Source organism: Verminephrobacter eiseniae EF01-2 (assembly GCF_000015565.1).
Classification (GTDB): domain Bacteria; phylum Pseudomonadota; class Gammaproteobacteria; order Burkholderiales; family Burkholderiaceae_C; genus Acidovorax; species Acidovorax eiseniae.
Genome location: NC_008786.1, coordinates 3,708,340 through 3,729,427, shown reverse-complemented (window position 1 = coordinate 3,729,427; position 21,088 = coordinate 3,708,340). Strand labels below are relative to the sequence as shown.

The 21,088-nt window shown below is 64.8% G+C and carries 28 protein-coding genes and 5 pseudogenes; 16 read left to right on the top strand and 17 right to left on the bottom strand.

Translation table 11 applies throughout. From position 1 onward, the window contains the following. Positions 1-98: 98 nt before the first annotated feature. The 4 genes and pseudogenes from VEIS_RS16280 to VEIS_RS31810 form a co-directional block, all read left to right on the top strand. Complete coding sequence (locus VEIS_RS16280; RefSeq protein WP_011811072.1) at positions 99-371, top strand: CopG family ribbon-helix-helix protein; 273 nt, start codon at positions 99-101, stop codon at positions 369-371. Then, positions 359-652: a type II toxin-antitoxin system RelE/ParE family toxin gene (locus VEIS_RS16275; protein ID WP_011811071.1), complete on the top strand. Its 294-nt coding sequence runs from the start codon at positions 359-361 to the stop codon at positions 650-652. The genes VEIS_RS16280 and VEIS_RS16275 overlap by 13 nt, the downstream gene beginning before the upstream one ends. After that, positions 652-825: a hypothetical protein gene (locus VEIS_RS28900; protein WP_011811070.1), complete on the top strand. Its 174-nt coding sequence runs from the start codon at positions 652-654 to the stop codon at positions 823-825. Before VEIS_RS16275 ends, VEIS_RS28900 begins: the two co-directional genes overlap by 1 nt. Positions 826-1,064: 239 nt before the next feature. Further along, a pseudogene (locus VEIS_RS31810) lies at positions 1,065-1,211 on the top strand (helix-turn-helix domain-containing transcriptional regulator); the annotation flags it as partial. A 526-nt stretch (positions 1,212-1,737) separates the two neighbouring features. On the opposite strand, the gene VEIS_RS16265 reads toward VEIS_RS31810, so the two are convergent. The 4 genes and pseudogenes from VEIS_RS16265 to VEIS_RS16250 all read right to left on the bottom strand — a co-directional run. After that, positions 1,738-2,049: an addiction module antidote protein gene (locus VEIS_RS16265; RefSeq protein ID WP_011811068.1), complete on the bottom strand. Its 312-nt coding sequence runs from the start codon at positions 2,047-2,049 to the stop codon at positions 1,738-1,740. After that, positions 2,046-2,384 carry a type II toxin-antitoxin system RelE/ParE family toxin gene (locus VEIS_RS16260; protein WP_011811067.1) on the bottom strand — a complete coding sequence of 113 codons (339 nt, stop codon included), beginning with the start codon at positions 2,382-2,384 and terminating at the stop codon, positions 2,046-2,048. Before VEIS_RS16260 ends, VEIS_RS16265 begins: the two co-directional genes overlap by 4 nt. Positions 2,385-2,451: 67 nt before the next feature. Beyond that, positions 2,452-2,802: a TrfB-related DNA-binding protein gene (locus tag VEIS_RS16255; RefSeq protein ID WP_232287719.1), complete on the bottom strand. Its 351-nt coding sequence runs from the start codon at positions 2,800-2,802 to the stop codon at positions 2,452-2,454. 65 nt (positions 2,803-2,867) lie between these two features. Next, positions 2,868-3,377: pseudogene (locus tag VEIS_RS16250) on the bottom strand (Tn3 family transposase); the annotation flags it as partial. Between the two features lie 20 nt (positions 3,378-3,397). Here VEIS_RS16250 and VEIS_RS31670 point away from each other — a divergent pair. Then, on the top strand, positions 3,398-3,757 hold the full coding sequence (locus VEIS_RS31670) for a hypothetical protein (protein WP_407831823.1): 360 nt from the start codon (positions 3,398-3,400) through the stop codon (positions 3,755-3,757). Here VEIS_RS31670 and VEIS_RS16245 read toward each other — a convergent pair. Both VEIS_RS16245 and VEIS_RS16240 read right to left on the bottom strand, forming a co-directional pair. After that, positions 3,667-3,969, bottom strand: a complete 303-nt coding sequence (locus VEIS_RS16245) for a type II toxin-antitoxin system YafQ family toxin (protein WP_011811064.1) — start codon at positions 3,967-3,969, stop codon at positions 3,667-3,669. The two genes, VEIS_RS31670 and VEIS_RS16245, sit on opposite strands and share 91 nt — an antisense overlap. Further along, positions 3,956-4,219 carry a type II toxin-antitoxin system RelB/DinJ family antitoxin gene (locus VEIS_RS16240; protein ID WP_041950935.1) on the bottom strand — a complete coding sequence of 88 codons (264 nt, stop codon included), beginning with the start codon at positions 4,217-4,219 and terminating at the stop codon, positions 3,956-3,958. The genes VEIS_RS16245 and VEIS_RS16240 overlap by 14 nt, the downstream gene beginning before the upstream one ends. A gap of 242 nt (positions 4,220-4,461) precedes the next feature. Here VEIS_RS16240 and VEIS_RS27805 point away from each other — a divergent pair, with 242 nt between their 5' ends. The 6 genes and pseudogenes from VEIS_RS27805 to VEIS_RS28895 form a co-directional block, all read left to right on the top strand. Then, positions 4,462-4,632, top strand: coding sequence for a RepB family plasmid replication initiator protein (locus tag VEIS_RS27805; RefSeq protein WP_232287718.1), 171 nt, complete (start codon positions 4,462-4,464; stop codon positions 4,630-4,632). After that, positions 4,633-4,797 (top strand): annotated as a pseudogene (locus VEIS_RS27800) (helix-turn-helix domain-containing protein); the annotation flags it as partial. A gap of 101 nt (positions 4,798-4,898) precedes the next feature. Continuing rightward, positions 4,899-5,295 (top strand): annotated as a pseudogene (locus VEIS_RS26600) (type II toxin-antitoxin system RelE/ParE family toxin). Next, positions 5,261-5,608, top strand: coding sequence for a helix-turn-helix domain-containing protein (locus VEIS_RS16230; protein ID WP_011811061.1), 348 nt, complete (start codon positions 5,261-5,263; stop codon positions 5,606-5,608). Before VEIS_RS26600 ends, VEIS_RS16230 begins: the two are co-directional and overlap by 35 nt. A 288-nt stretch (positions 5,609-5,896) precedes the next feature. Next, on the top strand, positions 5,897-6,130 hold the full coding sequence (locus VEIS_RS16225; protein WP_011811060.1) for a zeta toxin family protein: 234 nt from the start codon (positions 5,897-5,899) through the stop codon (positions 6,128-6,130). After that, positions 6,115-6,336, top strand: a pseudogene (locus tag VEIS_RS28895) (integrase core domain-containing protein); the annotation flags it as partial. The gene VEIS_RS16225 and the pseudogene VEIS_RS28895, both read left to right, overlap by 16 nt. A gap of 2 nt (positions 6,337-6,338) precedes the next feature. Here VEIS_RS28895 and VEIS_RS30665 read toward each other — a convergent pair. After that, on the bottom strand, positions 6,339-6,755 hold the full coding sequence (locus tag VEIS_RS30665) for a transposase (RefSeq protein WP_011811059.1): 417 nt from the start codon (positions 6,753-6,755) through the stop codon (positions 6,339-6,341). A gap of 53 nt (positions 6,756-6,808) precedes the next feature. On the opposite strand from VEIS_RS30665, the gene VEIS_RS30660 reads away from it, so the two are divergent. Beyond that, positions 6,809-6,949, top strand: coding sequence for a hypothetical protein (locus tag VEIS_RS30660; protein ID WP_232287717.1), 141 nt, complete (start codon positions 6,809-6,811; stop codon positions 6,947-6,949). 72 nt (positions 6,950-7,021) lie between these two features. On the opposite strand, the gene VEIS_RS16215 is transcribed toward VEIS_RS30660, so the two are convergent. Then, entirely contained in the window at positions 7,022-8,047 is a 1,026-nt protein-coding gene (locus VEIS_RS16215; RefSeq protein WP_011811058.1) for a LacI family DNA-binding transcriptional regulator, read from the bottom strand. A gap of 229 nt (positions 8,048-8,276) precedes the next feature. On the opposite strand from VEIS_RS16215, the gene VEIS_RS16210 reads away from it, so the two are divergent. The 4 genes from VEIS_RS16210 to VEIS_RS16195 all read left to right on the top strand — a co-directional run bounded on the left by VEIS_RS16210 (position 8,277) and on the right by VEIS_RS16195 (position 11,379). After that, positions 8,277-8,948: an amino acid ABC transporter permease gene (locus VEIS_RS16210; protein ID WP_011811057.1), complete on the top strand. Its 672-nt coding sequence runs from the start codon at positions 8,277-8,279 to the stop codon at positions 8,946-8,948. Between the two features lie 9 nt (positions 8,949-8,957). Further along, complete coding sequence (locus VEIS_RS16205) at positions 8,958-9,611, top strand: amino acid ABC transporter permease (protein ID WP_011811056.1); 654 nt, start codon at positions 8,958-8,960, stop codon at positions 9,609-9,611. Between the two features lie 59 nt (positions 9,612-9,670). Continuing rightward, complete coding sequence (locus tag VEIS_RS16200) at positions 9,671-10,498, top strand: transporter substrate-binding domain-containing protein (RefSeq protein WP_011811055.1); 828 nt, start codon at positions 9,671-9,673, stop codon at positions 10,496-10,498. Between the two features lie 95 nt (positions 10,499-10,593). After that, the gene (locus VEIS_RS16195) at positions 10,594-11,379 is read left to right on the top strand and encodes an amino acid ABC transporter ATP-binding protein (RefSeq protein WP_011811054.1); all 786 of its coding nucleotides are present in this window, start codon (positions 10,594-10,596) and stop codon (positions 11,377-11,379) included. Here VEIS_RS16195 and VEIS_RS16190 read toward each other — a convergent pair. Genes VEIS_RS16190 through VEIS_RS16150 form a run of 9 tightly spaced genes read right to left on the bottom strand, consistent with a single transcriptional unit; the run spans position 11,373 to position 20,960 of the window. Beyond that, positions 11,373-12,854, bottom strand: a complete 1,482-nt coding sequence (locus tag VEIS_RS16190; RefSeq protein WP_011811053.1) for an N-acyl-D-amino-acid deacylase family protein — start codon at positions 12,852-12,854, stop codon at positions 11,373-11,375. The genes VEIS_RS16195 and VEIS_RS16190 overlap by 7 nt on opposite strands. Continuing rightward, the gene (locus VEIS_RS16185; RefSeq protein ID WP_011811052.1) at positions 12,851-13,768 is read right to left on the bottom strand and encodes a MurR/RpiR family transcriptional regulator; all 918 of its coding nucleotides are present in this window, start codon (positions 13,766-13,768) and stop codon (positions 12,851-12,853) included. Before VEIS_RS16185 ends, VEIS_RS16190 begins: the two co-directional genes overlap by 4 nt. Before the next feature lie 13 nt (positions 13,769-13,781). After that, entirely contained in the window at positions 13,782-15,116 is a 1,335-nt protein-coding gene (locus tag VEIS_RS16180; RefSeq protein ID WP_011811051.1) for an amino acid deaminase, read from the bottom strand. Continuing rightward, on the bottom strand, positions 15,113-16,096 hold the full coding sequence (locus VEIS_RS16175) for an ABC transporter ATP-binding protein (protein WP_011811050.1): 984 nt from the start codon (positions 16,094-16,096) through the stop codon (positions 15,113-15,115). The genes VEIS_RS16180 and VEIS_RS16175 overlap by 4 nt, the downstream gene beginning before the upstream one ends. Continuing rightward, entirely contained in the window at positions 16,093-17,130 is a 1,038-nt protein-coding gene (locus VEIS_RS16170; protein WP_041950104.1) for an ABC transporter ATP-binding protein, read from the bottom strand. Before VEIS_RS16170 ends, VEIS_RS16175 begins: the two co-directional genes overlap by 4 nt. Beyond that, the gene (locus tag VEIS_RS16165; RefSeq protein WP_011811048.1) at positions 17,130-17,969 is read right to left on the bottom strand and encodes an ABC transporter permease; all 840 of its coding nucleotides are present in this window, start codon (positions 17,967-17,969) and stop codon (positions 17,130-17,132) included. The genes VEIS_RS16170 and VEIS_RS16165 overlap by 1 nt, the downstream gene beginning before the upstream one ends. 3 nt (positions 17,970-17,972) lie before the next feature. After that, positions 17,973-18,926: an ABC transporter permease gene (locus VEIS_RS16160; protein ID WP_011811047.1), complete on the bottom strand. Its 954-nt coding sequence runs from the start codon at positions 18,924-18,926 to the stop codon at positions 17,973-17,975. A gap of 5 nt (positions 18,927-18,931) precedes the next feature. Further along, positions 18,932-19,357, bottom strand: coding sequence for a lactonase family protein (locus tag VEIS_RS16155; protein WP_011811046.1), 426 nt, complete (start codon positions 19,355-19,357; stop codon positions 18,932-18,934). Between the two features lie 19 nt (positions 19,358-19,376). Beyond that, positions 19,377-20,960: an ABC transporter substrate-binding protein gene (locus tag VEIS_RS16150; protein WP_011811045.1), complete on the bottom strand. Its 1,584-nt coding sequence runs from the start codon at positions 20,958-20,960 to the stop codon at positions 19,377-19,379. Positions 20,961-21,088 lie beyond the last annotated feature (128 nt).

Below are 21,088 nucleotides of genomic sequence, written 5' to 3'. Positions count from 1 at the left end.
TCCCTAAAGAGCCTTTTCAAGACAGTTTCAGCGCGATGGACTCGGGGGCAGGGAAGGGCTATTATCACTAGGTATTACCATGTGATAAGAGGCCCACTATGTCAACGTCTCTCAAGATCGACGATACGCTGAAAGGTCGCGTCCAGCACCTGGCCAGCCAGCGCCGGCGCTCACCCCACTGGATCATGCTCGAAGCGATCCAGCAGTACGTCGAGCGCGAAGAAGCCCGCGAGAGCTTCAAGCAGGAAGCCTTGGCATCCTGGGCGGCCTACAAGGAAACCGGCCGCCACCTGACCGGCCAGGAAGTTCGCACCTGGTTGAACACCTGGGGCACCAATGACGAAAGGGCGGTGCCTGAGTGCCACAAGTAATCGTCACCGAAGGCGCGGCGGAGGGCTTGGAACGATGCCGGCGGTTCCTGGCCGTCAAGGCACCGGACGCCGCCAGGCGTGCCGGCCAGGCCATCGAGCGGCAATTCCTGCTGCTGAAGACGGCCCCCGACATTGGCCCGCCGTTCCCTGAAACGCCCGAGCTGCGCGAGCTGGTGATTGCCTTCGGGGATTCCGGCTACGTGGCCCTGTACCACCACGAACCGGCCGACGATGCTGTGTATGTTCTGGCCTTCCGGCACCAGAAAGAGGCGGGCTACTAATGATGACCACCAAGACCGTGAGCGCCGCCGTTCCTACGGCCGTGAAGGCCGAAGCTGCCGCCGTCGCGGCCGCGCACGGCATGAGCATGGCCGCGCTGCTGTGCGAGCTGCTGGCCCGCGTGGCCGCCCGCGATGCTGAAACGCTGGCCTGGCTCGATAAGGACCGCCGATGACCGACCCGAAGAACCTGGAAACCTGGCTGCATGAGAAGGCCGGCCCGGCCTATGACGCATTGAAGGCTGACCCGGCCCGCGCCGTCACGGCTGACCAGGTGCGCCGCACGCTCGATGAACTGCTGGCCGAGGCCGAAACATCCGGCCAGTACCCATTGCCGCCAGAGCAACGCGAATGGGTGGATGCGCCGACCGTTGGCCGCGAGTGGCCGGCCTGTGAAGCCCTGGAAGCTGACCAAGTGCGCGCACGCCCGCACGACGACGCAATGGCAGAGGCTTTCCGCAAAGACCCGGCCTATGCGGTGGAACTGCTGCACAGCATCCTTGAGGATGGCGACCAGGGCGAGCTACTGATTGCACTTCGCCAGATGACGAAGGCCGCAGGCCGTGAAATGCTGACACCGTTTGACCCGGCCGAATGGCTGACAAGCGCCGAGGCCGTGGCTGCGTTCCTGGCCGACGCCGAAGCCACCGGCGATGCGGCTTACATCGAGCACGCGCACCAAGTCGCGGCACGGGCGCGGGCCATGCACGGCCTGGAAGGGTGGGCTGGCCAGCATCGCCATTTCTGGCGGTGCTGCAGGCGGATCTCATCGCCGGAAATGACGATGCGAGATCCACGCCAAGGGAAAAGGCAGGGCGGCCGCATGATGAACTGCCTGGGTTACGATTGCATTGGTAGGATTCAAAGTTGCCATGATTCACCTCTGTGGTAGGTGGGTTGTGGAAGTGTCGGCCGGCCCCACGCCGGCCGGCGCGCTTTATCGCTGGCCGCTGCTGTAGATGCCGGCGGCCTCGGCCAGCGGCGTGTTTGTGTCTCTTGCTGCCAAGCGGGTTGATCCGTTAGGGGTTGATGATGGTCTTTGAAGTGCCCGGCCTGCTCGCCGGGCATTTTCTTTTGTGCTTTCCGATTCATGCCGTGGCATGGTGCTGGCCAACTGGCTGCACCGCCAAGCGAAGGCCCAGCGCCTTGAGCACGGCCGACAGACTGCGCAGCTCCGGGTTGCCCTGGGGCGACAGCGTGCGGTAGAGCTGGTTGGCATTCAGCTCGGTTTCTTTGGCAATAGCGCGCACACCACCGCGCGCTTGCGCCATCTGGCGCAGCGCCACCAATAGATCGGCCGGTTCTCCATCCTGGAGAAGCTGGTTCAGGTACTCGGCCGCAAAAGCCGGGTCTTCCTTGAACAGCTCGGCCATCGCTTCGTCGTGGCTTCGATCCTTCATGCTGACCTCCGTTGCCAGTCTTTCCAATACCCAATGGCGCGCTCGATGTCCGCGTCCTGGGTGCCTTTGTCACCGCCGCACAGCAGCAGCAGAACCACCATCGCGCCCGCCATCGCGTAATAGACGCGGTAGCCGGGGCCTTGGTCGATTCGCAACTCCCACACGCCTTCTCCTTCTCGGCAGGGCTTGTGATCGCCAAAGTTGCCCGCCTCGATGCGGCCCACGCGCTTGACCACCTGGCCTTTTGCAATCGGGTCGCGCAGCTTCTTCAGCCACTCTTGAAACGGGTCGTGCTCGTCCTCGGTGATGTAGTGCCGAACGGTGAACATGTTCATATTATCGTTTAAAAACGACAAAGGCGCAAGGGAGCACCCTGCGCCTCGTCTTGGTTGATCGCGTAGATCATGGCGCGGCCTTCAATAGCTTGGCGGCCTTGCGCACGGCGTTCGTGGCCTTATCCAGCGCCTCGGCGCATTTGGCCGCGTCGTCGCACCCTTTCATTGCTTCGGCCAAAGCGGCCAGCTCAAGCGCCAAGGCTTCAGGAAGATCCTGCTCCACGCGAATGGAACTCACGCCCGGCGTCGTGGTTTTCTTGTATGCCCGCTCGATAGTGGCCACGGCTCCGCTGACACGTTGCTTGCTCATACCGTACTCGGTGGCCACGTCCACTTGGGCACGTCCATCCACCAGCACGGCACGCGCCATTTCACGGGCTTTGGTCGCCCATGCGGGTGTCGGCGGCAGCGCGGTCAAAGGCTTGCGGGGTAAGGCGTTTCAGTCTCATCGGGGTCGTCTCAGAAAACGGAAAATAAAGCACGCTAAGCCGGTGGCAGTGGTCGTAGCGGTCGGAACTTGCCCGCGCCGACCTTGGCGCTGCTGCGCCAGAGGTAATCGCCGGTCAGGTTGATGTGCTCCCAGCCCAACGGCGACAGGTACTGCAACAGCGCATCATCCACGACATGACCGTTGCCACGCAGCCCATGCGCTGCCCGCTCCAGATAGACCGTGTTCCACAACACGATGGCCGCCGTCACCAGATTGAGGCCGCTGGCACGGTAGCGCTGCTGCTCGAAACTGCGGTCGCGGATTTCGCCCAGGCGGTTGAAGAACACGGCGCGGGCCAGCGCGTTGCGCGCTTCCCCCTTGTTCAGCCCGGCATGCACCCGGCGGCGCAACTCGACGCCTTGCAGCCAGTCCAGGATGAACAGCGTGCGCTCGATACGGCCCAGCTCGCGCAGCGCCACGGCCAGGCCGTTCTGACGCGGATAGCTGCCGAGCTTGCGCAGCATCAGCGAGGCCGTCACTGTGCCCTGCTTGATCGAGGTGGAATGCGCGTTTTGGCGCGTCTATGGACGTGTCCAAGGCCGATTACATGATCGGGGTGGACATGGCCCGCAAGGGATTCAGCCCCGACCAGATCGGCGGGGCCATCGAGCAGGCCAGCCCGGAGCTACCGACCCGCAAGGCAGGCCATGAGGCCGACTACGTGGCCCGCATGGTCAAGGCGGTGTCACCCATCCCGAGGCGGTCAAGTACCAGCAGGAACAGGCCAAGGAAGCCCAGCAGCGCAGCAGCAGGCGCGAGAGGGACAGCGGCCCCAGCATGGGCATGTGACCGTCAGAGGTCCAGCTCCGAATGCGCGCCAAGCCGCGCCAGCACAAGACGGGCGGGGTTGTCCTCTGTACCGTCGCCATCCATGAGCCGATAGATCAACACCAAATCGGGGCGGACGTGGCAGTCGCGGTAGTCCTTCCAGTTGCCAGTCAGGGGGTGGTCTCGGTGCTTCACTGCAAGCGGTACATCGTTCGCCAAGGCCGTGATGACCTGCTTCAAATCGGTGTCCAACACGGCGCGGTGTGGCCCTTTTCCCTCTCGCTTGAAATCCCGCTTGAATGCAGTTGTCGGCTCAATCTTCCGCATGAAGATCGGCGAACAGAGCATCAACCGAATCAAACCGCTGGAGGCCACCGCGCTCGACCTCGGCGAAGGCTGCCAGCGTTTCGGCGTTGGGCTGGAACAGGCCGGGCGGGATGATCTTGTCCCGAGCAATGCGGGTCATGAGCACGCGCACAACATCGCTCACCGTCAGGCCAGAAGCCTCGATAACTTGGTTTGCAATGTCCTGAATGTCGCCCGGAACGCGGGCTTGAACCATACGGCTAACGGCCATGATGCACCTCCTTTGTATTTCACTGTAATACAAAAAGTGAGGGCGGTCAATGGCCCCATGCGGCATAGCCGCCTTTCTCCCACTGGCGAAGCCGGGGGCGGTGTGTAGAGGGATGCAGCGGGCTCTACGACGGCATCCAGTTATCCACAGCTTGGCTTTGCCCGGGTCAGGGATTATGTGCAGGGTGTTGAGCATATGCGCTTGCTTCAGGATGCGGGGGAAGTTGTGTGTAAGGGCATGCCTTGAAGCCCATCCGCAACGATATGCGGTGGGTGGGCCGCTGCCAGTACCACGAGGGCGAGGGTTGGGTGCAGTTGGCATGGTGGCCTGATTTGCTGCTCTCACTGGTGGGCCTCAAGCGCCAATTCACGACCTACCAGTTACAGCAGGCCAGCGCCTTGCGCTCGGTGTAGCAGCTCGGCCGCAAAGGCGGGCGCAAGCCGAAGATGACTGACAGCAAGATCGAGTCGGCCAAGAAGCTGCTGGCCAGCGGTGTGCCGCCCAAGGACGTGGCCAAGAACCTCGGCGTGTCCATTCCGACGCTATACCGCTGGGTGCCAGCCTCCACGCACGCTTAGCGTGCTTTATTTTCCGTTTTCTGAGACGACCCCTATTTCACGATGCCAGCACGGCCCTGCCGCTGGATTGATTTTTAGACCCAAAAGGGCATAATCGAGCCATGCCGAGAACACCACCACCCACTGCAAAACCCTTGTATTGGATTGGCAGATCGTGGCGGGACATGAAAGACCTGCCCGACAAGGTGCAGGGCACTTTCGGCAAGGCGCTGCTGGTGGCGCAGTTTGGCGGCAAGCACGGGGCGGTCAAGTCGCTTCGAGGCTTCGGCGGCGCGGGCGTCCTGGAGGTCGTCGAGGACGACGCCGACGGCAGCCGTCTATACGGTGAAGTTCGCGGGCATGGTGATCGTCCTGCATGGCTTCCAGAAAAAGAGCAAACGCGGGATCGCCACGCCGAAAGAGGACATGGACATCATTCGTGCCAGGTTGAAAGTGGCCGAGGCACTGGCAAAGGAGCTGGCCGATGAAAACGCGCGTGATCGACGGCATCGAGATTGAAGAAAGCTCGGGCAACGTGTATGCCGACCTGGGAATGCCGGATGCCGAGGAAATGTTGGTCAAGTGCCATCTCGCCATGAAGATCGAAGAAATCATCAAGTCGCGCCGCTGGACGCAGCAGCAGGCCGCCGAGGTGCTGGGGATGCCTCAGCCCAAGCTGTCCAAGATGCTGCGCGGCCAGTTCCGGGGCATCAGCCAGGCCAAGATGCTCGAATGCCTGAACCTGCTGGGCCGCGACGTGCAAATCGTGGTCGGCCCGGCCCGGCGCACCCGTGCGCGCGCTGCTGGGCGGCTTGATGTGGTCTTTGCCTGACTCGCAGGCACTGTGGTGACGCGGCCCGAGTTGACCAGGCGCTGCGGCCGTCACCAATATGATGGGGGAATCTGAAATGAACATCCCCTCCCAGGAGCGCCTGAACCTCTACGGAATCGCCCGGGAAACCGTCGGCTTCATGATGGCAGTGCGCACCGAGCCTCGTCCACGACAAGGAAAGGGGCCAATCCGGACGCTGCAAAGATCGGGCAGTGGAACCAGTAAGCCGCAGGGGCCGCCCTGCGCGATCATCACGGGCGGCCAGCCAGGTTCCGGCAAGCCGGCCTCATGGCGATGGCCACTGGCCGGTTCCGCGAGAGTGGCTATGTGCTGGTGGACGCCGACAAGATGCGAGCCTACCACCCGGACTACACGCAGCTGATGTGCGCCGACGATTGCGGGCCGTGGGCCACGCGGCGGCTGTGCGGTGGCGTGGTCGGGCGGCGCAACATCATCATCGACCAGACATCGCGCGAGCCCGCCGCGATGGAGAAGATGGTGCAGGTATTGAGCTCCGTCTGACCCAGCCCGGAACGCCCAAGACCAATGGCATGGTAGGGCGTTTCAATGGACGCATTGGCGACGTCCGCACCGCTTTGAATCGGGCCAGGACTTGGAGCAGACTTTGCTGCGTTACGTGGCGCTGCAACCACCCATTGCCCCAATCAGCGTTGAACCGACATTTCCCATTAGCCCCAATTTCTATTGGTCATCGCATAAATGGATGACATCAAAAATTCAGTTCAGCCTGTTTCCAGAAAGCGTTGATCAGAGCAGGTCGCCGTTGCATGGACTTGAGCCGATTGCGAGCGAATGGCCCCACTTCGCCAATCGTGTTGAGGCCCAGATCGCTTCCACCGGATTGAGTTTCGGGGCGTAGGCAAGGCAGACGTGCAAGCGCGATATGTCCGTTCAGCCCCTCCTGCCATGCGTTGAGTTTGCGGCTGCGATGAATTGCCGCGCCATCCCGGACGATGAGCAGTGGTTTTTCCATGTGGCGCCCGAGTGCCCCGAGAAATTCGATGATCTGCTCCGTGCGAATGGCCCCGGCAAAGAAGCAAAAGTAAAACTGTCTGAAGGACAGAGCAGCAATGGCCGAGAGTTGCTTCCGGGTGAAGCTGTGCCGAAGAATCGGCGTGTCGTCCACGCAGACTCCAGGTGCGTGCAACGCTGGGCCGTTCGCTCAAGCCGGATTCGTCGATGAAGACGATGCTGCGGCCTTCTCGCTGGGCTTTTTTTGAGCGCAGGCCAGCCATGCCGCTTGCACCGAACGATCTCCGGCTCGTTGCGTTGCAGGGCGCGTTTCTCTGGCTTCTGGCAGGAAAAGCCCAGCCGACGTAGCAGGCGCCACAAATGGCCCACGCTGTATTGCACCCCGAACCGCTCGCCGATGAGGTTCGCCCTGGATTCGGGTTATGCAACGGCGCCCGTCGACTTTCGCACGACCAGTTGTGGTTTTGCCAAAAACATTTGGCGTGCTTGGCCTGGCGTCTGAATGCGGCTCAACAAAATCGAGGCCGCTTGCTCACCCAATGCGCCCGGACGGATGTCCACCGTGGTCAAGGGCGGATTCGAATGTGCTGCGTCTTGAACGTTGTCGAATCCAGTCAAAGCGAAGTCCCGGCCGGCGTGCATCCCTCGCTCTCCCAACGCAGACATTGCGCCGAAAGCCACAACGTCGTTGTAGCAAACAGCCGCGGTGGGCCGAGGTTTTATGTCGAGCAACGCACACATCGTCTCATAGCCGCTTTGCCGGGTCGGTTTCGCCCGCACCACCAGTTCTTCGTCGAACCTCAGCTTTCGCTCCGCAAGCGCCGTCCTGAAACCGTTCAGTCGCTGTTCAAGCACAACGCCCGCCAATCCACCGAGAAAACCGATGCGCTCGTGTCCCGCGTCAAGTAGATGCTTGGTCGCCACATAGATTCCGCGCTCGTTGTCGCCACCAGCAAAGTCGTACTTGCCCGGGCCCAGTGTCCGAACCATCACCACCAAAGGGATGCCCCAGGCTTCCACTTCCTTCGTGAGCGTGCGGGGTGTTCCGTACGCGGGACAAAGCACGATACCGGCAGCACCTTGCTCCCTCATGGTTTGCAAGACTTGTTCCTGCCGATCAACGTCTTCATTCGTGTGCGCCATCAACACGATGTACCCGGCCTCGACGAGTTTCCGCTCGACGCCGACGAGGATTTCAGCGAAGAACGGATTGGCAAGATCGTTGACGACGACACCAATGGTCTTGGAAGTGCCATCACGCAACTCGCCGGCCCGGCTGTTGTAGACGTATCCGAGCTTGCTGGCAGCCGCCCTGACCCGGTCGGCGGTTTCCGCCGGAATCAATGGACTGCCCTTCAGCACGAGCGAAACAGTGGACTTGGAAAGATTTGCCTCTGCGGCGACGTCAAGGATCGTGACGGGGTGAGTCGAATTTGGATTTCGCATGATGGTCTAAACAGCCCCCGCACTTTACGCAAGATGCTTCACATCCGTTGGCGTGCTTACTCGGCAGCGAAGGGCTGACTCAGTGTTTACCCTATTTTCGATTGACCTCGTATTGGAACGATCCAATAATTAATGTCAGACCGTTCTAACAGCCAGGAGAGCAAGACATGATCTTTCATGATCTGGCGTCCTTTCCCGCTGCGTCAGCAAGCGGCCAGAGGCCTTCCCAGTGAACTACCAATTCGAATTCGGCGCCGTGTTCGCCGCTTGGCCACTGCTGCTCAAGGGCACTTTGATGACCCTGGAGTTGTCGCTGAGTGCAACCGTTCTGGGCCTTATCGTTGCCATTGCATGCGCGTGGGGAAAGACCTCCGGTCCGCTGCCCGTGCGCCTCGTCGTGAATGCGTACATCGAGCTCATTCGGAACACGCCGTTCCTGGTTCAGCTTTTCTTCTTTTTCTTTGCCCTGCCCGCAATCGGGCTGCGGTGGTCGCCACACACTGCCGCACTCATTGCGATGGTGGTGAACCTGGGCGCCTATGCCACCGAGATCATTCGCGCGGGCATTGAATCCATCCCCAAGGGCCAGATCGAGGCAGGTCTCGCACTCAACCTGAAGGCGCACCAGATCTTCCGATTGGTGGTGCTCAAACCCGCCCTGAGGGCAATCTTCCCGGCGCTGTCGAGCCAGTTCATTTTGCTCATGCTCACATCGAGCGTGGTGTCGGTGATTTCTGCCGATGACCTCACGTCCGTTGCGGCGAACCTCCAGTCCCGGACGTTCCGCAGCTTCGAGATCTATATCGTCGTGACGGCGATCTATTTGTCGCTGGCGTTGATCTTTTCCTTCATCTTCCGGACGATCGAGCGCCGCTCGTTGTCGTACCCGGATCGCCGCTGAGGAGACTCCATGCGTACATTCGGATTGGGCGATGTCTGGTTCATCCTGCAAGCGGCACAGTGGACGGTTCTGCTCTCGCTCGTTGCCTTCATCGGCGGTGCGATAGGCGGCCTTGCCATCGCGCTTTCGCGGACTTCAGGCAACGTGGTTCTGGTGCGACTCTCCACCGCCTTCACGCAGGTATTCCAGGGCACGCCCCTGCTGATGCAACTGTTCCTTGCTTTCTTCGGCGCGCCGATCCTGGGATTTGAAGTGAGCCCGTGGCTCGCTGCCAGCATCGCATTGATTCTGAACACCAGCGCATTCCTCGGCGAGATCTGGCGTGGCTGTATTCAGGCCATTCCCAAAGGTCAATGGGAAGCGGCCTACGCGCTGGGTCTGAATTACGTCCCGCGAATGCGCCTCGTCGTCTTGCCGCAGGCTTGGCAAATCGCCTTGCCCCCGACCGTTGGCTACCTGGTGCAGGTACTCAAAGGCACGTCCCTCGCCGCGATCATCGGCTTCACCGAGATCACCCGGGCCGGGCAGATCATCAACAACGCCACCTTCCAGCCGCTGATCGTCTTCAGTGTGGTCGGGGCGATCTACTTCGCCTTGTGCTGGCCACTTTCGTTGCTGGCGGGTCGAATGGAGCGGCAATTGAAGCTCGCCACCACCCGATAGCGCCGGATCGCGCCGGATCGCGCATTACACCTTTTTGCCATCAACCTATCAGGAACATCATGTTCGATCTCATGGCACGCCGCCGACTGTTCAACTTTGCTACCGCAGCACTCTGCGGAGCGCTTCTGTCTTCGCACGCCTTGAACGCAAGTGCGCAGAGCGTCGAAGAAATCAAGAAGAAGGGCACGGTGACGATTGGCGTTCTGGTGGATTTTCCGCCGTACGGCACTGTCGACAACTCGAATCAGCCCGACGGCTACGACGCTGATGTCGCTAAGCTCTTGGCAAAGGATTGGGGTGTCAGACTCAACTTGGTGCCCGTCACGGGCCCGAACCGGATCCCCTTCCTGCTGACGAACAAGGTGGACCTGCTGATTGCGTCGTTCGCGCCAACCCCGGAGCGCGCCAAGCAAGTTCAGTTCTCCCGGCCTCACAGTGCAGCCACCATCGTGCTGTATGGCCACAAGAAGCTTTCGATCAAGACTCCGGCCGACCTGAAGGGCGTTCGCATTGCTGTCGCACGTGCGAGCACGCAAGACACCGCGCTAACGGCGGTGGCGCCCGAGGGCGCCGAGATCCGTCGCTTCGATGATGACGCATCGGCCATGCAGGCGCTGCTCTCGGGCCAGGTCGACGCACTGGGATGCGCCACGACCATCGCTCAACGAATCGACCAGCGCACCAACGGCGAATACGAAAACAAGTTGGTGCTGCGCCAGCAGTACATGGCCCCCGCGATGCGCTTGGGCCGGCCAGAGCTTCTCAAAGGCGTGAACACCTTCGTCGGCAAGTACGTCGACAACGGTGGGCTGAACAAGCTCTACAAGAAGTGGCTGCAGGTCGATCTGCCGTCGATGCCAGCGACATCGCTTCCGCTCAGCAATTGACGCAAGCGCGCAGCAAGCAAACCGACAGTGCAGCCATGAGCACCGCACGGCCGCCCGAAGGTGCTCATACCGTAGCCGAAGGCGAAGGTATCCCAGTGAGCAACGAACCCATCATTCGCATCGAGAAGGCCAACAAGTGGTATGGCCAGTTTCAAGTCTTGACCGACGTCGACCTCGAAGTCAAGGCCGGCGAGCGAATCGTCATCTGCGGCCCTTCTGGATCGGGCAAGTCCACGCTCATTCGCTGCATCAACCACCTGGAGAAGGTGGAGAAGGGCCGCATTGCCGTGGACGGCATCGAGCTCACGGGGCACGAGCGCAAGAACGTGGATGCCGTGCGACGTGAGGTGGGCATGGTGTTCCAACAGTTCAACCTGTTCCCGCACCTGACGGTACTCCAGAACTGCACCTTGTCCCCCATGCATTCGCGTGGCGTGCCACGCGAAGCGGCAGAGGCGACGGCCATGAAATACCTCCAGCGCGTGCGAATCCCCGAGCAGGCAAACAAATACCCAAGCCAACTGTCCGGGGGGCAGCAACAACGCGTGGCGATTGCGCGAGCGCTGTGCATGAATCCGAAGATCATGCTGTTCGACGAACCCACCTCCGCACTCGACCCGGAGATGGTCAATGAAGTGCTCGACACGATGATCGGGTTGGCCGAAGACGGTATGACCATGCTCTGCGTGACACACGAGATGGGGTTCGCGAGACGGGTCGCAGACCGTGTCATCTTCATGGCCGACGGCCGCGTGCTTGAAATGGCACCACCGGACCAGTTCTTCGGCAACCCGCAACACCCGAAACTGAAGGCCTTCCTCGGGCAAATCTTGAGTTCGGGCGAGCGGCAGCCACTGCACTATTCATACGGGTCTCAATAGCCTCCGTAGCCTGCGCGCGTGAGCATTCGCCCCGCGCGCGCAAGCACGCGGGCTTCGCCCGCGCCGCCGCGATAGGCCAGCACGCCATTCACGAACACGCATTCGACGCCTTCGCTCACACCGTGCGGCTTGTCGTAGGTCGCGGTGTCGGCGATGGTCTCCGGGTCGAACACCACCACGTCGGCCATCGTGCCGACGCGCAGCAGGCCGCGATCCGCGATGCGCAAGTTGCGCGCGGTCATGCCGGTCATCTTGTGCACGGCCTGCTCCAGCGTGAAAAGGCGGCGCTGGCGCCAATAGCGCGCGAACACGCGCGGGAACGCGCCCCAGAGGCGCGGATGCGGATGGCGGTCGTGCGGCAGGCCATCGCTGCCGATCATCGTGAGCGGGTGCGCGATGACGCGCTCCACGTCCTCCTCCTGCATCTGGAAGTAGCACGCGCCGCCGGGCTTGAGAAGCAGGCACGCCTCCCGTTCGGTGGTGCCCCACTCGCGCGCGATGTCGGAGACGAGGCGGCCGGTCATCTCGGGATGCGGATCGGACCAGGTCAGCAGCACGTCGATGACGCCGTCCACCAGGTCTTCGCGCAGCACGGTGGAGCCGGCCACGTAGGGGTACATGTCCATCGCGATCTGCTGGCGCTGCGCGAGCGATTCGATCAGCGCCAGCGTCTCTTTCGTGCGGCCCCAATTCGCGGGGCCGGCGCACTTGTGGTGCGAGATGACCAGCGGCACGCCCGCGTTGAAAGCCGAATCGCCGGCCTCGTGCAGCGCCTCGATGATCTGCTGCATCTCGCTGCGCAGGTGCGTGGCGTAGACGCCGCCGTGGCGCGCGACGACGCGGGCGAGTGCGCTCACTTCTTGCGCCGGTGCGGCGAAGGCTTCTTCGTAGAACAGGCCCGACGACATGCCGTGCGCGCCGTCGGCCATGCTGCTGTCGAGCAGCGCCTCCATGCGCGCGAGTTCGTCGCCGCTGGCGGGCCGGTCGAGCGCTTGCATCGTCGCGAAGCGCAGCGTGGTGTGGCCGACGAGCGCGGCCACGTTGAGCGCGGGCTGCGTCGCATCGACGGCCGCGCGGTACTCGGCCATGGTCGCGTGCCTGAACGAATCGGCGCCCAGCAGCGTGAGCGGCGGCTTCGACTGCGGCGTGCGGTACGGCGCGAGCGAGATGCCGCAGTTGCCGGTCACCACGGTGGTGATGCCCTGCGACACCTTGGGCAGGCACAGCGGGTCGCGCAGCACGATCGCATCGTCGTGCGTGTGCGCGTCGATGAAGCCGGGTGCGATGACCTTGGCGCGGCAATCGACGATGTCGAGATCGGCAACGCCCAAGCCCTCGGGCAGCCGCCCGCGCAGGCCTTCGCCGAGCGCGAAGATGCGGTCGCCCTGCAGCAGCACGTCGCCGGGCCACGCGGGTCCGCCCGAACCGTCGACCACGAGGCCGGCTTCGAGCAATACGGCTTGGGGGTCGATCACGATGCGCGCCCTCCTTTTTCGTCGTTGATGCCGCCGCCGTTCCAGCTTTGCAGCGGGTGCGTGGCGGCGTCGATGCCATGGCGCTGGAAGGCTTCGCGTGCGCGCTGCAGGCGCTGCACGGCGGGTTCGCCACGGCGTTGCGCGACCAGCACCGTGAGGATTTCGATGGCGGTGAGGTGCGTGAGGTAGGCATCGATGCCCACATGCATCACCGCGTCGTCGGGCACCGAGAGTCCGAGCAAAAAGTCGGCTTTGGCCGCAAGCGCGGTGCCGGGCCGCGTCAGCGCAACCACCTTGGCGCCCTGCCCGCGCGCGATGTCCACCGCGTCCAACAGCGAGGGCATGCCGCCGACGTGCGAGATGGCGATGACCACGCCGCCCGGCCGCTGCGCCGCGCCGGCCACCTGCTGCAGGTGGTAGTCGGCCCAGGCGTTCGCCGAGAGGCCGAGGCGGAACAGTCGCGCCTGCAGGTCGTTGGCCATGAACCACGAAGTGGCGCCCGCGCCGTACAGGTCCACATGCGGCGCGGCCGCGATGGCGGCCACGGCGCCGTCGAGCACCTGCATGTCGAGCTGGCCGCGCACGCCGGAGACCGAGGCTGCGGCGCTGCGCGCGATCTTGCCGACCACTTCGTCGGCCGCGTCCTCGATGTTGACGCGGCGGTGCAGCGGCGAGCCGCCGAGCGCGAGCTCCTGCGCGAGCGCGAGCTTGAACTCGCGCAGGCCCGCAAAGCCCAGGTCGCGGCAGGTGCGCATGATGGTCGGCACCGAGCTGCGCGAGCGCTCGGCCAACTGCTCGAAGCTCTCTTCGAGCACGCGGTCGGGGTCTTCCAGGATCAGCTCGAGAATCGCGCGCCGCGTGGCCGGGGCGCCGCTGCGGATCTGCGCGATCTTCTGAAGCAGGCAGGGGGTCATCGGTGCAAGCGGTTCAGAAATGCATGGCGACGGCGTCGCTCACGCGGTAGTCGTTCTCGACGATGGGCATCCAGTGCCATTTGTCGAAGGTGGTGCAGGGATGCGAGATGCCGAGGCCGACACGGTCGCCGACCTGGGGGGCCTCCGCTTCCTCGCTGGCGTCCCAGCGCAGGTAGGCGTGCTGGTCGTTGAGCGCGGTGATCTTCCAGCCAGCGGGTACGGCCTGCGCTTCGAGCGCGCCACGCGCCGCGCGCGCGATGGGCACGGGCATCGAGAGGTCGAACGAGATGTCGCGCTTGCCCACGGCGAGGATCGCCAGACCTGGCTCGGGGCGCGATTGCACCGTGGCCCACACTTCCATCGCAGGGCGCAGGCCCTCGCCGCATTGGCAGCCCAGGCGCTCGTCGAGCGCGCTCACCATGCGCTGGTAGAAGCCGTGGTCGTGCGTGACGTAGCAGCCCGCGCGCAGCAGGCCGCGCACCGGCGAGCCCAGCGCGGGCTTCAGGCGTCCGGCCACGAGGTCGAAGATCGCCGAACCGCCGGCCGAGACCAGCACCTCGTCAGTCTCGAAGAGCTTGTGCGTATCGCAGTGGCGCGCGATGGCTTCCACGCGGTCCATCAGCGTGTTGGCATACGCGGTGTCGGGTTCGCTGACGCCAGTAGCGCCCTGCCCTTCATAGGTTTCGATGCCGACGAGCTTGACCGCATCGCTCGCACGCAGGCGCGTGGCGAGCGTCACCGCTTGTTCATGCGTGCGGCAACCGGTGCGCGCGCCTTCGACGCCGATCTCGATCATCACTTCGAACGGCACGCTTGCCGGATGGCGCCTGGCCCAGTCTTCTATGAGACCGAGCTGCGCCAGCGAATCGACCAGGAACACGATGCGCAGGCCCGCCGTCGCACGCAGCAGCATCTGGATGCCCGCGAGGTCTTCGTCGCTCACCACCTGGTTGGCGATGAGCGTGCGGCGCACGCCGGCCGCCACGCCCACGGCCAGTTGCGTGACGGTCGCGAAGGTCAGGCCCCAGGCACCCGCCTTCAACTGGCGCTGGAAGAGCTGCGGCGACATGCTGGTCTTGCCGTGCGGCGCGAGGTCGATGCCCCACTCGCGCACGCGCGACTGCATCCACGCCAGGTTGTGCTCCAGCGCCTCGCGCTTGAGCATCGCCAGCGGCAGCGGCAGGTCGCCGGCCAGCATGTTCCAGCCGGCGGCGCCGACTTCGCTGCGCAGGCGCGGCGGCTGGGTGCGCGGGTAGCCCTTGAAGTTGCTGCCCAGCAGCGGGTCGGTGAAGTGGGCGTTGGTTGCGTTGGTGGTGCTGGTGGCGGCGGTGTCGGTCATGGTCGTCATGCGGTGATGTGGGAGAGTCGTTCCTTGCGGATGCAGGCGCTGTAGTGTCCGGGAGATATCTCGTCGAGCGATGGCACGGTCTGCGCGCAGGCTTCGATGGCGTGCGGGCAGCGCGTGCGGAACACGCAGCCCGAGGGCGGCGCGAGGGGGCTGGGAATGTCGCCCTTCAGGGCAATGTGCCCGGTGGCGAGCGTGGGGTCGGGCTTCGGGCGCGCGGCCAGCAGCGCCTGGGTGTAGGGGTGCGATGGCCGCGCGAACAGTTCGTCGGTCGCGGCCACCTCCATCACCTTGCCCAGGTACAGCACCACCACGCGGTCGCACAGGTACTCGACCACGTCCAGGTCGTGCGAGATGAAGAGCATGGCGAGGCCGAGGCGCTCGCGCAGGTCTGCCAGCAGGTTGATGACCTGCGACTGGATCGACACGTCGAGCGCCGACAGCGGCTCGTCCGCCACGATGAACTCGGGCTCCACCGCGAGCGCGCGCGCCACGCCGATGCGCTGGCGCTGCCCGCCCGAGAACTCGTGCGGAAAGCGGCTCGCATGCTCGGCGCGCAGGCCCACGGTCGCGAGCAGCTCGGCAATGCGCTGGTCGCGCGCCGCCGCGCCCTTGTGCAGGCCGTGCGTGGCCAGCGCCTCGCCGAGGATCGCGCGGATGCGCATCTTCGGGTTCAGGCTCGCATACGGGTCCTGGAAGATGATCTGCAGCTTGCTGCGCAACCGGCGCATGCGCTCGCCCGAGAGCGCGCCGATGTCCTCGCCACGGTAGAGCACCTGCCCCTCGGTGCGCTCGACCAGCCGCAGCACGGTGCGGCCGATGGTGCTCTTGCCCGAGCCCGATTCGCCGACCAGGCCCAGCGTCTCGCCGGGCTGGATCGCGAACGACACATCGTCGACCGCGCGCACCGGGTGCTCGCTGCTACCGAAGTATTTCTTGAGTCTGCGGACTTCGATGAGGGGAGCAGTAGAAACAGCGGTCATGCGACCCTCGCGAGTGGGGCACCGGGCTGCACGCGAATGCAGCGGGCCTGGCGGCCTTGGCGGATGTCGATGAGCGGCGGCATCGCGGCGCTGCAGCCGGCCTGCGCCAGGTCGCAGCGCGGCTCGAACGCGCAGCCGGGCGGCGGCGCGAGCGGGCTGGACACCTGCCCGCGAATCGCGAACAGGCGCTTGGGCTTGGGCTGCCCCGGAATGCGCGCCTTGCCCGGCAGGCACGCCAGCAGGCCCTGCGTGTACGGATGCCCGGGCTGCGCGAACAGCGGCCGCACCGGCGCACTCTCGACCACGCGGCCTGCGTACAGCACGACCACGTCGTCCGCATGGTGCGCGACCACGCCGAGGTTGTGGGTGATGAAGAGGATGCCCATGCCCGTCTCGGCCTGCAGCCGGCGCATGAGTTCCAGGATCTGCGCCTGGATGGTCACGTCCAGCGCGGTGGTCGGCTCGTCGGCGATCAAGAGCGTCGGGTCGCAGGCCATCGCGAGTGCGATCATCACCCGCTGGCGCATGCCGCCCGAGAGCTGGTGCGGGTACTCATGCAGGCGCTGCGCCGCCGCCGGCATCTCGACCAGCTCCAGCATGCGCAGCGCATGCGCGAGCGCGGCCTTGCGGTCCAGCCCCTGGTGCAGCCGCACGCTCTCGGCGATCTGCTCGCCGATGGCAAAGACCGGGTTCAAACTGGTCATCGGCTCCTGAAAGATCATCGACAGCTGGTTGCCGCGCAGCGAGCGCATCTCGCGCTCGCCGATCTGCAGCAGGTCGAGCGTCTTGCCTTCGCGTGTGACGAACGAGGCCGAGCCGCTGACCTGCGCGTTCGCGGTCTTGGGCAACAGGCGCATCAGCGTGAGGCTGGTCACCGACTTGCCCGAGCCTGATTCGCCGACCAGCGCGGTGGTCTTGCCCGGTTGAATGGAAAAGCTCACATCGGCCACCGAACGGATCAGGCCGTCTTCGGTGGGGAAACTGGTGCTCAGGTGGCTGACCGTGAGGCGTGGCATGTCGTTGGCGTTCGTCATCACGAAGTCTTCTTCAGCTTGGGGTCGAGCAAGTCGCGCACGCCATCGCCCAGCAGTTGCAGCGACAGCGCCGTGAAGATGATCGCCAGGCCCGGGAACAGCACCACCCAGAAGGCCTGGTGCGCGTACTGCTGGCTGCCCGCGACCATGGTGCCCCAGGTCGGGATCTCGGGCGGCACGCCGACACCGAGGAACGACAGCCCCGCCTCGGCCAGGATGGCGTAGGCGAAGATGAACGACACCTGCACGAGGATCGGCGACATCAGGTTCGGCAGGATGTGGCGCCACAGGATGCGCGCAGTGCGCACGCCCAGCGCGCGCACCGCTTCGACGAACAGCAACTCGCGCACCACGAGCGTGGAGGCCCGCACCACCCGCGCCACGCGCGGCGTGTACACCAGCACCAGCGCGAGCACGGTGTTCATCAGCGAAGGCCCGAGAAGCGCCACCAGCGCGATGGCCAGCAGGATGTCGGGGAAGGACATCATCGCGTCGACCACGCGCATGAGCGGCGCATCGAGCCGGCGGAAGAACCCGGCCATCAGGCCCAGCACCGTGCCGGCGACGACCGCGCCGAGGGCGGTGAGCGCCGCGATGGCCAGCGAGTAGCGCGCGCCATGCACGATGCGCGCATAGAGGTCGCGGCCCAGTTCGTCGGTGCCGAGCAGGTGCGCGGCGCTCGGCGCCTTCAGGCGGTCGAGCACTGCGGTGTCGTTGGGGTCGATGGAGGCGAACAGCGGCGCGCCGATGGCGAGCACCGCGATCACCAGCAGCACCAGCGCGGAGACCATCACGATGCGGCGGTGCATCAGTTGGCGGAGCATTCGGGGCATCTGCACGGCTCAGACCTTCACGCGCGGATCGACCACCGCATACAGCAGGTCGATCGAGAAATTGATGAGCACGTAGATCGCGGCGATCACGAGCAGCGCACCCTGGATCACCGGGTAGTCGCGCCGCAGCACCGCACTCACCACGAGATTGCCGACACCCGGCAGGCCGAACACCGTCTCGGTGATGACGGCGCCGCCGATCATCAGCGCGACCGTCAGGCCGATCACCGTGACGATGGGCACCAGCGCATTGCGCAGCGCATGCTTGAGCACCACCTTGCTCTCGGAGAGGCCCTTGGAGCGCGCGGTGCGCACATAGTCTTCGCCGAGCACATCGAGCATCGAGGCGCGCGTGAAGCGGATGATGAGCGCCGAGTTCAGAAGGCCCAGCACCGTGGCCGGCAGCACCAGCGCATGCAGCCGCTCCATGAATGGCGCGTCGGGCGCGCCGTAGCCCGACACGGGGAACCATCCGAACGACACCGCGAAGACCTGGATCAGCACGATGCCGAGCCAGAAGCTCGGAATGCTTGCGCCGAGCATCGCGATGCCGGTGAAGAGCTGGTCGACCACGCGCCCGCGAAACACCGCCGAGACGATGCCGCAGGGCACGCCGATCAGCGCGGCGATGGCCACGGCCATGAGCGCCAGCAGCGTGGTGGGCTCGGCGCGCTCCCACAGCGCCTGCGTCACCGGGCGCTGCAGGAAGATCGAGGTGCCCAGGTTGCCCTGCAGCACTGCGCGCAGCCAGTAGCCGAACTGCACGGGCAGCGGCTTGTCGAGGCCGTATTCCTTCTGCACGCGCGCGATGTCGGCGGCCGTGGCCTGGTCGCCCAGCAGCACCGACACCGGATCACCCGACGCGGCGCGCGTGAGCACAAAGACCAGCACCGCCACGATGGCCAGCACGACGAGCATGCCGCCCGCGCGCGCGGCGATGTAGCGAAGCGAGGCACTTTTCATCTTCATCACGACGAGAACTCGATGGCGGCGGCGCTGCCGACGGCCACGTACTGGCCGCTGAACTGGATGCCGCCCTTGTCCACGCGAAAGACCGGGCCCGCCTCGAACCCGTTGGCCGCACAGAGCATCGGCAGCTTCGGGTGGCGCGCGCGCGATGCGGGATTGCGCAGCTTGGCGTCGTTGCCCGTGCTGGCCACGGCGGGCGGCGCGCCGGGAATGGGCTTGAGCGCGCCGGTCGCGCCGTCCCGCACGAACTGGTGCACGCCGAGGCCGCGCCCGCCGCGCCACGGCTTGCCGCCGTCGCTGTAGGTGCCGACGCAGGCGTAGACAGGGCCGGATGTTGCGGCCTGTGCGGTGGTGGTCGTGAGACCCAGGGCTCCGAGACCGGAGGCCAATGCGCTGGCTGGCAGAAGTTGGCGCCGCGATGGCATGGCGGACTTCCTTGCGGCCTTACTTGATCTTCGCGTTCCAAAAGAACGGCCAGGTCGCGGGCGTGTAGTTGTCCAGCGCCGGGCTTTTGGCCGAGAGGCCGTTGAACTTGCCCACGTTGATGTACGGCACCTCGTCGTAGACGACCTGCTGCACCTTGCCCCACAGCGCGCCGCGCTTGGCCGGGTCGCTCTCGACATTGAAGGCCTGCAGCGCCGCCTTCTTGGCGGGCGTGTCCCACCAGCCGGGCGCGCCGTCACCGAGCTGCGGCGGCGAGAGCATCGGCTCGGGGAACTGGCCCGAGTGGGTGACGTAGATGTCCCAGAGCTTCGCATCGTTGCGGCGCTGCACCAGCGTGGCCCAGTCGACCACGTTCAGGTCGACCTTGAAGCCGGCGCGCTTGAACTGCTCGGCCATCAGCAGCGACATGTTGTAGTGGAAGTCGTACTGGCGGCTGGTGAGCACGCGGATCGGATCGCCCTTGTAGCCGGCCTTGGCCGCCAACTCCTTGGCCTTGGCGGCGTTGCGCTGGTTGTACTGGTCGCCGCCGGCGGTCGAATAGAACGGCGAGCCCTTGGGGAAGTGGTTGGCCTCGGCCACGAAGAAGCGCGTGTCGCCGAAGCCGGCGGCGAGCATCTCGCCTGCGCCGAGCGCGGTCTGGATCGCCTGGCGCACCGGCTGGCTCGCGGCCACGCCTTCCTTGGTGTTGAGCACGAGGTACGGGAAGCCGAACGACGGCGTCATGATCGGCACGGTCTTGCCGCCCGACTTCTCCAGGCGCGGCAGCGCTTCGACCGGCAGCAGGTCGGCAAAGTCGTACTGGCCCGCGAGCGCGCCTTCGACGCGCGTGCCGGCGTTGGGCACGGGCACGAAGCGCAGTTCCTCGATGGCCGCTTCGCGCTTGCCGCCGTAGCCGCTCGCGGGTTCCTTGCGCGCCGCGTACTTGTCGAAGCGGGTGAGCAGCACGAACTGATCGGGCCGGCGCTCCTTGAACTTGTAGGGGCCGGTGCCGACGAAGTCCTTCAGCGGCGAGGCGATGGAGTCCTTGGCCATGATCGCGGCCATGCCGCTCTGGAGCGCAAGCTGCGAGAGCAGCGACGCATACGGCGCCTTCAGCACGATTTTCACGCCCAGCGGACCCTCGGCCTCGAGCGTCTCGATTTCCTTGCCCATGGCCTTGCCGCGCGGCGACTGATCCATCCAGCGCTGCAGGCTCGCCACCACATCGTCGGCGGTGAGCTCGCGGCCGTTGTGCAGCATCACGCCGCGGCGCAATGTGATGGCGTAGGTCTTGCCGTCCGCAGAGATCTTCGGCATCGTCTCGGCCAGCATCGGCACCACGTTCCACTTGGCGTCGAAGGTGTAGAGCGTCTCGTACACATGCTGCATGATGGTTCCGACCAGGTCGGCGGTCGATGCCATCGGGTCGAGCGTCTGCGGCTCGGCCACCATCGCGAGCGTCGCGAAGTTGCGCGGCCCCTGGGCATGCGCTTGCCGATACGGCAGCACGGCGCACAGCATCGCGAGCAGGCAGGCACCCAGCAGGCTGCGCTTGGACAGCTTGGACAGGCGCTGGACGAGACCGGCGTGGGCGGCATGGGGCATGGGGAACTCCTTCATCAGGGCGAGCGGGGTGCGTGAAATAAATTTTCTTTTCTGCCCGGACTTTGACGCAGCATTCCCGCTGAATCATCCGTGTAAACCCTTGTTTGAGAACAGTGTTGAAATATATT